Raw genomic sequence first — 8,417 nt, forward strand, 5'->3', positions numbered from 1 at the left:
AAGCGGGGTGTCAGGGCGTCGCTCTGACCCCTTGAAACCACCCCCTGTCGATCTGACGATGGAGCCGACCCGTACGGAAGGGGATTTCACGATGATCATAGAGAGCAAGATCGACCCATCAAAGAACTTCGTTTTGTCTTATGAGCCTGGGGGAATGATCGAGGCCCGGTACGTAAGACGTCGCGTGGACTACTTCATCGTGTACGTGTCGTCGCAGACGGGCTGCGGAAAAGCCTGTCGCATGTGCCATCTGACGCAGACCGGTCAGGTTCAGGCCAGCGACTTGACCACGGACGAAATCTTGAGCCAGGCGACGGAAGTACTCTCATGGTACGACTGCAATGCTGAGCCGGCAAAAGTGGTACATTTTAACTTCATGGCGCGAGGCGAACCGTTTTCGAACCCCCACATCCTCGGCAACGGGCCCGAACTGGTCGACCGACTCAGCGCCGAAGCGACTCGCCGACGTCTTGTACCTCGGGTGAAGTTCTCCACTATCTTCCCGACCGAGCTGACTGCGCTGGACGGCTTGGCGCCGATCTTCGGCGGCTATAGCCCCGACATCTACTACTCTATCTATTCTGTCGATCCGAGGTTCCGCCGCCGTTGGCTACCGAAGGCCATGGCGCCCGAAGACGCTCTCGAGATGCTCAAGGATTACCAGTTGAAAACGCGCAAGATCCCGGTTCTGCATTTTGCTTTCATCGAGGGCGAAAACGACTCCGAAGAAAGCGTGGAGGGCGTCTGTGCGATGGTAAACAAAATGAACCTTCGCGTCGACGTCAATATCGTCAGATATAATCCGCACTCTCCTCGGGTCGGCCAGGAGCCGGCGGAAGAGGTCATCCACCGCAATGCTGCTGTCATGGAAAAACGCCTTCCGGGCAGCAGGGTGAAGATAGTCCCCCGCGTCGGCTTCGACGTAAAAGCATCGTGCGGAATGTTCGTGGCGCGCTCCGACATCGCCCATGCTTGACACCTACCAGAATGCTGTCCGTCGGACGGCCATCAACGGGCTATCAGAAAAAGACGATCTACTGCTCGGGGTGATCGGACTCTGCGGGGAATCCGGTGAAGCCGCCGACCTGGTCAAGAAGCACGTCTTTCACGGCGCACCGCTCGACCGTGAGGCGCTCATCGAGGAAATGGGAGACGTCCTTTGGTACCTGGCGCACCTGGCCGGCGTTCTCGGAACCTCGCTCCACGAGGTCGCGACGGCCAACGTGGAGAAGCTGCTGCTCAGGTACCCAGATGGTTTCCGCCCCAGGTCGGAGGCAAGCGTCCGGACTGACGCGGCCTGCGGCGGTGTGGAGGCCGACGACGTCGCGGTGGCGTAGGTAGCCGGCGTCGTGCCTGCGAGATGTAGGCGTCTCCTCGGCATAGAGTGCCCCATCTCCTGTGTAGAGAATGGATATGGCTTAAAGGGTGGGATTGAATGCACCCTGGGAAGTACATCAGGCTTTCCGTACTTGTGCGTCTTCGTCGATCCGCCGACGGAGTCGGCACTTTGGAACTAGAAAGGAAGAATTTCGACTCTACTGACATCATCGTGGCAATGATCACGTCAGTAGCATTCGTGACGGCGCACCTCCACCCTTTCGGATGAGAATTGAGTGAGCACGCTCGCCTTGGTGATCGGAGGCGTATAAAACAGCTTCGAGCGTTATTCAGAACTCGGGTCGCGGCCGACGTCGCCGCAGGTCAGCGCCGCTCCTGCTCGGCCGATCAGGGGGTTCTGAATAACACTCTTCATTGGCCGGAGGATCCGCCCGGCCAGCCGGCGCAGGGTGTAGATCGCCGCACTGGTGGTGTCGTGCGGGTCGACCGAGTCGAGAACGGTCACATGGTCGACAAGCAGACCGCGTTCGGCGAGGAGCTCCTCGAGGTCCCGATAGGACAGGGCATAGCGCAGGTACCAGCGGACCATCAGCACGATCACATCGGGCGGGAACCGGAACCCGGTGAACTGGAGAGGCGGGACCGGTGGACGGACGGAACCTCGACGTATCCACCCATCTTACCTGACTAAGGACCCGGCGAACGCAACAGACCCACCCACAACGCACGCCAGGGTGGGGACGATCCACTGCCGCTGCGACGGTCCGGCGAGGAGGTCCTGCACCTCCTTCGATCCTCAGCGCCTCACGGCGCAAACAAGATCGTCAACAGATCCCTAAAGACCTCTGCGAGACGGTATCTCGGCCCTGGGTTGCACACATGTACTAGGATGCTAAGGAAATATGTAGCTAGATGGGGAGACGCCCCGGATGATCGAGTTTTACCTGGACGAGCGATCCGGTCTCTCGCCGTACCTGCAGCTGGTCCGCCAGGCGCGGCAGGCCCTGCGGCTGGGCCTGCTGCGTGAGGGTGACCAGCTCCCCACGGTCAAGAACGTGGTGGCGCGGCTGGCAATCAACCCGAACACAGTGCTCAAGGCCTACCGGGAACTCGAGCACAAGGGCCTGGTCGTCGCCCGGCCCGGGGTGGGGACGTTCGTGACCGCGACGCTCGCCGACGCCTCACTCCCCGCGCACGAGCCACTGCGTCAGGAGCTGCAGCGCTGGCTGGCCAGGGCCCGCCGGGCCGGTCTCGACGACGAAAGCATCGAGGCCCTGTTCATGACCGCCTTTCGGACCACCGCTGTGGAGGACATAGCATGACCGCCGCCTTGCGGGCCCAGGCACTGGGCAAGAAGTACGGACGGCGCTGGGCGCTGTCGGACTGCACCCTGGACATCCCGGCCGGGCACGTCGTGGGACTGGTTGGCTCCAACGGAGCGGGCAAGACCACGCTGCTGAACCTCGCCAGCGGCCAGACGGCGCCGACCTCGGGCAGCATCACGGTGCTCGGTGGCCGCCCCGGAGCCAGCCCTGCACAACTGGCCAAGGTCGGGTTCGTCGCCCAGGGCACCCCCACCTACGACAGGCTGAGCATCGCCGACCATCTGAAGCTGGGTGCCCGCCTCAACCCCCGGTGGGACGACGCGCTCGCACGGGAACGGATCGAACGGCTCGGTCTTGATCCCGCCCGCCGGGCCGGAAAGCTGTCGGGCGGGCAGCGCGCCCAGCTCGCCCTCACCCTGGGTGTCGCCAAACGACCCGAGCTGCTGCTCCTGGACGAGCCGGTCGCCGCGCTCGACCCGTCCGCCCGCCGCGAGTTCCTGCAAACCCTGATGGCAGACGTCGCCGAGAGGAAGGAGGTCGCCGAGAGGGAAGACGTCGCCGAGCACAAGCTCAGCGTGGTGCTGTCCTCCCACCTGGTCTCCGATCTGGAACGGGTCTGCGATTACCTGATCGTGCTCGCCGACTCCCGCGTCCGGGTGGCGGGAAAGATCGAGGAGCTGCTGGCCACCCACCGCAGGCTCAGCGGCCTGCTCCGCGACCCCCCCCGGCTCCCGGCACACCAGCACGTCATCTCCTCCAGCCACGTCGAGCGGCATAACACCTTCATCATCCGCACCGACGCCCCGATCCACGACCCCGTCTGGGACGTCAGTCAGCTCAGCCTGGAAGACCTCGTCCTGACCTACATGAGCCCGCCTGTGGCCAACCGCAACCATCGACCCGTCCTGAAGGTACAGCGATGATTTGGCTGACCTGGCGTCAGTCCCGCGCCGCGGCCGCGATGATGTTCGTCCCGCTCGCTGTGCTCGCCGCCATCCTGGGCCTGACCGGCCCGGGCCTGGCCCATAAATACTCCGACGGGATCACCGCCTGTACCCCCAGCTGCTCGAGCTTTGTCGAGCACTTCAAAGACGACCACCTGGCCTGGTCCCTCGTGCTCACCACGATCGTGCTGGTCCTGCCGGCTCTTATCGGGCTCTTCTGGGGAGCGCCGCTGATCCCCCGTGAGCTCGAGGCCGACACCCACCGGCTGGTGTGGAACCAGAGCATTACCCGCGCCCGCTGGCTGGCTGTCAAACTCAGTCTCGGCGGCCTGGCCGCCATGACCGCCGCGGGGCTGGGCAGCCTCGCGGTGACCCGGTGGTCCATCCCGATCGACAAGACCAAAGCGATATCGCCCTTGCTGTTCGCCGCCCGCGGCATCGCCCCCATCGGATACGCGGCCTTTGCCTTCGTCCTCGGCGTGACCGTCGGGATGCTGGTCCGCAGCACCCAGCCCGCCATGGCCATCACCCTTGTCGTCTACCTCGCCGTCCAGATCGCCATGCCGGGACTGCGGGTCCACTTCTCCCAACCCACCCGTTCGACCTTCGAGATCACAGCCTCGAACCTGTACGCACTAGAGCCGTCGGGTGAGGGTCACATAAACGTGATCGTGAAGGCGCCCGAATGGGGTGCCTGGATCCCGTCCAAGAACATCGTGGACAAGTCCGGAGACAACGTCGACGACATCCCCCTGTCCCGGTCCTCAGGACCCTGCGCGTTCGGCCAACCGTTGAATCGTTTCCCGGGTTTCGAGCCCGCCGATAGGTCGGCGTGCGTCGCCGAGATAAAATGGCTCGGCTACCAGGAACAGATGATCTATCATCCCTCCAGCCGTTTCTGGCTCTTCCAGTGGTACGAGACCGGGATCTACACCGCCCTCACCCTCGGTCTCGCAGGGTTCTGCTTCTGGTGGATCCGACGCCTGTCCTGACCGTCCCGGGTACCGCTGTCCCAACCGTTCCCGATGCACCCAGGTCCACATCACCACCGCTAGGAGCTGGAATGCAATAAGTGACTTTCTTGCGAGGCGTCTACGCAGGTCAGCATCGCGGCGCCGTCTTCGAGGCGCACCGTGGTGTGCGAAGATTCGGTCCCGAATCTTCGCGTCAGGGCGTTGCGATGGCGTCACTTAATCCATTACGGGCCCCTAGAGCAACCACCATAAGGAAATCGCCATGGCAGGGATCCCCAGGCCGTCACCGACAGCACATTCGCCAAGGAGGTACTGGACAGCAAGGTGCCCGTCTTCGTCGACTTCCGGGCCGAGTGGTGCGGGCCGTACAGACGAGGCGATCGAGTTCGACAGTGAATCGATCCGAGAGCTGTCGGGCGACGTAGCGGCACCCTTTGAACTGGTCCCGTTCCTGACGGACCAAGGAGTGTTTCGCTATGCGCCCGTCACCGGGCATTACGCGGTCTACTGGAATAGCGCGACGCACACTGCCGTCGCATTCAGGGACGAAAACCGTGGATGACTACCCTTTTCCAGTCAAGACCATGGGCGGTTCGGGACTGCTATGCCCGAAAGCCCTGCCGCCAGTGCACCCGGTGCACGCGGTGCATACCCAGACGGTCATCGCGGTCAGTAAGGCTGCCGAGCGTGATAGCGATGGTGAGCTCACTCCCACAGGGAAAGCTGTCCACAAGGCCGCCACGAACGGCTTCAACTCCGACCGGATGCGCCTCTACATGGCGTCGACCTCCGCTATTGTTAGCGGCCAGGCGATAATGGTAAGCACTTGCTGGTGGCAGTGCCACCTCTGCGGTCTGATCTTGCCTGCGACGGCGACACCGTTCGGACCCTTGTGAGGGGCACTGTCAACTTGGCCTGGTAGCCTGAAAATGATCTTCGGGTTGTTTGTCGTCGGGAGGGACTGCTCGTGGAAGCCGGAATGCCGTCGTACAAGGGCTACCGGCACCCGGCAGAGATCATCAGCCACTGCGTGTGGCTGTACCACCACTTCCTGCTGAGCTTCCGCGAGGTCGAAGAGCTCATGCTCGCCCGCGGGGTGATCGTCTCCCATGAGACGGTCCGCCAGTGGTGTGCGACGTTCGGGCCCACCTACGCCCGCGAGCTACGCCGCCGCAAGCCCCAGGCCGGCGACACGTGGCACCTGGACGAGGTCTTCATGAAGATCAACGGTAGGTGGAAGTACCTGTGGCGGGCGGTCGACCAGGACGGCAACGTCCTGGACATCCTGGTCCAGTCTCGACGTGACGCGAAGGCGGCCACGCGGTTCTTCCAGAAACTGCTCAAGCGCCAGTGCCGCACGCAGAGGGTGCTGGTCACCGACCAGCTGCGCAGCTGCGGTGCCGCCCACCGGGAGATCATGCGCTCGGTGGAGCACCGCTGCTCGAAGTACCTGAACAACCGGGCGGAGAACTCCCACCAGCCCACCCGCCAGCGCGAACATGCCAGGAAAGGCTTCCGCTCGCCCGGAGCCGCGCAGACGTTCCTGTCGGTGTTCAGTGCGATCTCGCCGCACTTCCGGCCCCGGCGTCACCGCCTCACCGCTACCGACTACCGCACCGAGATGACCCGCCCGTTTCAGGACCTGGAAGGAGATCACTGGCGTACCCGCGGCAGCCTGATCACAGCGCAGACACACGGCCCCGCCCGGTCCCAACACGCCTGGCCCCAGCCAAGTTAACAACGCCCAACCCACACCTGCGGCTGTCGGCTGCCTTCACCGAGCTCGCCCTGGCGGTCTGATCAGCGGCCCGGCGGAGGCTGGCATGTCTTGACTCCGCTGAACGCAACAGACCCGACGGGATCTCGACGCATCCACCCAGCCGGCCGGACCAAGGACCCGGCAAACGCAACAGACCCTCTACCTCGGCCGGGCCGATTCCACGGTCCCTAACTTTCCCGAAGCGCCAAACCCTGTTATGATCCCAGCTTTGTGTAATAAACATGTTACTAGACGGTTCCTTCGCGCACACAACCAAATTACACATAGGGGCAGGGCCGGCTGGCCGGCTGGTGGGGTCCGGCGGGTGCGTCGGGGACTGAGGAGGAACCCGGGATGGGCGGCAGCATCGAGGACGTGGCCGCGTTGGCGGGCGTCTCCACGGCGACGGTGTCGCGGGCGCTGCGTGGGCTGCCGGGCGTCGCCGAAAGCACCCGACGACGGGTCCGGGAGGCTGCCGCGCAGCTGGAATATGTGGCGTCGCCGCAGGCGTCCCGGCTCGCTAGCGGGCGTACGGGCACGATCGGGGTGGTCGTGCCGGATGTGACCAGCTGGGTTTTCGCCCAGGTCGTCAGCGGGGCCGAGGCGGTGCTGCGGGCGGCCGGACTGGATCTGCTGCTGTACAATCTCGGCGACGATGCGGGCCGGGTGCGCTTCTTCGATGCGCTGCCGCTGCGCAAGCGGGTCGATGCGGTGCTCATCCTGTGTCCGCCTCTCACCCTGACGGAGATCGAGTTTCTGCAAGCGCTTAATATACCGGTTGTTCTTGTCGGCGCGACCGTGCCCGGCTTCGCCAGCGTGCGGGTCGACGACGTCGCCGGTGCCCGTGCGGCGGTGCAGCACCTGATCAATCTTGGTCATGGGCGGATAGGGCTGATCTCGGGTGGGGCGGTCGGGGACGAATCAGGTGATCGTGAACCGGTGCCTTTCACCGCTCCCACGGATCGGCCGCGCGGTTATCGCCAAGCTCTTGCGGCAGCCGGTATCGAATGTGATCCCGGGTTGGAGACGGCCGGGCATTTCACCGTGCAGGGAGGTGCGCAGGCCATGGCCGAGCTGCTCTCGATCCAGTCGCCGCCCACAGCGGTGTTCGCCGCAAGCGACGAGATGGCGATGGGTGCGCTGCGGACATTGCGCCATGCCGGGCTCCGCGTGCCCGAGGACATGTCTGTGATCGGCTTCGACGGGCACGACATGGCAGAGCTGTTCGACCTGACGACGATCGTCCAGCCGGCGGCCCGTCAGGGGAAGATCGCTGCCGAGCTGCTGCTCAATCTCCTCGACCGGGAGCGTCGATCGTCCACCGACCCGTCCAACAATGCCACCGGTGAAAGCGTCGGCGGTGCCCGCGTCACCGGTGACGGGTCCGCCGCGTTTGCCGCGGAGACCCACCCTCCCACCGGTGGGCCGGGCAGCCTGACCGACACCGTTCCGGCTGCTTCCCCGGATCAGGATGCGTTTTCCCCGGATCAAGGTGCACCGATGCCGATCGTGGTACCGACGAGTATTCAGATCCGTGACACGACGTGCCCGCCCCACGAGCGGAACAACGCAACGAGGGTGAGTCCGACCGCGGCGAACGCGGCATGTCTGGGTATTACGCCCGACGTACGGGTTCAGTCGCTCAATATCCCGGAAGACGATGACATCGCCCATGATCTTCTTGACGCTGTCACTTCCGCCAGCGGAACGGAACGCGTCCCGGAAGGCTCCGGCGAGGTGGTTGACGTCGTGCTGCTGTGGTGGCGGGACGATGACGGCGATCTCGTGGAGGCTCTCATCGACGCCCGCCGCCAACTGTCCGAGGCTGGCGTGATCTGGCTGCTGACGCCGAAGGCTGGCCGAGAGGGTCATGTCGAGCCCAGCGACGTGCTGGAGGCAGCCCCGGCCGCTGGCCTAGCGCAGACGAGCACTATGAGTGTCGCTGCGGAGTGGGTCGGAATACGGCTGGCCGCACCCAAAGTCCCAGCGGGTCCGACACCGATAAGCCGGCCATCCGTGGGCTGCCGCGGGTGCTGAGGGGGCTGTTGCGTTGTGGGAAAGCAGGACATGGCGGACC

The 8,417-nt window shown here is 64.3% G+C and carries 6 protein-coding genes and 3 pseudogenes; 8 read left to right on the forward strand and 1 reads right to left on the reverse strand.

The genetic code is table 11. The features are described from left to right. Together CV1CTNOD_RS01030 and CV1CTNOD_RS01035 are read left to right on the forward strand one after the other, a co-directional pair. Positions 1–976: hypothetical protein (locus tag CV1CTNOD_RS01030; protein WP_207386093.1), on the forward strand; the 976-nt coding region annotated here is incomplete at its 5' end. Next, positions 969–1,337, forward strand: a complete 369-nt coding sequence (locus CV1CTNOD_RS01035) for a nucleoside triphosphate pyrophosphohydrolase family protein (protein WP_131784340.1) — start codon at positions 969–971, stop codon at positions 1,335–1,337. The genes CV1CTNOD_RS01030 and CV1CTNOD_RS01035, both read left to right, overlap by 8 nt. 497 nt (positions 1,338–1,834) lie before the next feature. Here CV1CTNOD_RS01035 and CV1CTNOD_RS26070 read toward each other — a convergent pair. After that, positions 1,835–2,008: pseudogene (locus CV1CTNOD_RS26070) on the reverse strand (IS6 family transposase); the annotation flags it as partial. Between the two features lie 259 nt (positions 2,009–2,267). Between CV1CTNOD_RS26070 and CV1CTNOD_RS01045 the strand changes: the two are divergent. From CV1CTNOD_RS01045 to CV1CTNOD_RS26075, 6 genes and pseudogenes are all read left to right on the forward strand, one after another. Then, on the forward strand, positions 2,268–2,660 hold the full coding sequence (locus CV1CTNOD_RS01045; protein WP_131784341.1) for a GntR family transcriptional regulator: 393 nt from the start codon (positions 2,268–2,270) through the stop codon (positions 2,658–2,660). Then, positions 2,657–3,586, forward strand: coding sequence for an ABC transporter ATP-binding protein (locus tag CV1CTNOD_RS01050; RefSeq protein ID WP_131784342.1), 930 nt, complete (start codon positions 2,657–2,659; stop codon positions 3,584–3,586). Before CV1CTNOD_RS01045 ends, CV1CTNOD_RS01050 begins: the two co-directional genes overlap by 4 nt. After that, positions 3,583–4,599, forward strand: a complete 1,017-nt coding sequence (locus CV1CTNOD_RS01055; protein ID WP_131784343.1) for an ABC transporter permease subunit — start codon at positions 3,583–3,585, stop codon at positions 4,597–4,599. The genes CV1CTNOD_RS01050 and CV1CTNOD_RS01055 overlap by 4 nt, the downstream gene beginning before the upstream one ends. A gap of 264 nt (positions 4,600–4,863) precedes the next feature. Further along, positions 4,864–4,953, forward strand: a pseudogene (locus CV1CTNOD_RS01060) (thioredoxin family protein); the annotation flags it as partial. A gap of 607 nt (positions 4,954–5,560) precedes the next feature. Further along, a pseudogene (locus tag CV1CTNOD_RS01065) lies at positions 5,561–6,260 on the forward strand (IS6 family transposase). Positions 6,261–6,694: 434 nt separating this feature from the next. Further along, entirely contained in the window at positions 6,695–8,377 is a 1,683-nt protein-coding gene (locus tag CV1CTNOD_RS26075; RefSeq protein WP_242606260.1) for a DUF3052 family protein, read from the forward strand. Positions 8,378–8,417 lie beyond the last annotated feature (40 nt).

Origin of the sequence: Protofrankia symbiont of Coriaria ruscifolia, assembly GCF_900634745.1 — a bacterium.
In the GTDB taxonomy this organism is placed as follows: Bacteria; Actinomycetota; Actinomycetes; order Frankiales; family Frankiaceae; genus Protofrankia; species Protofrankia californiensis.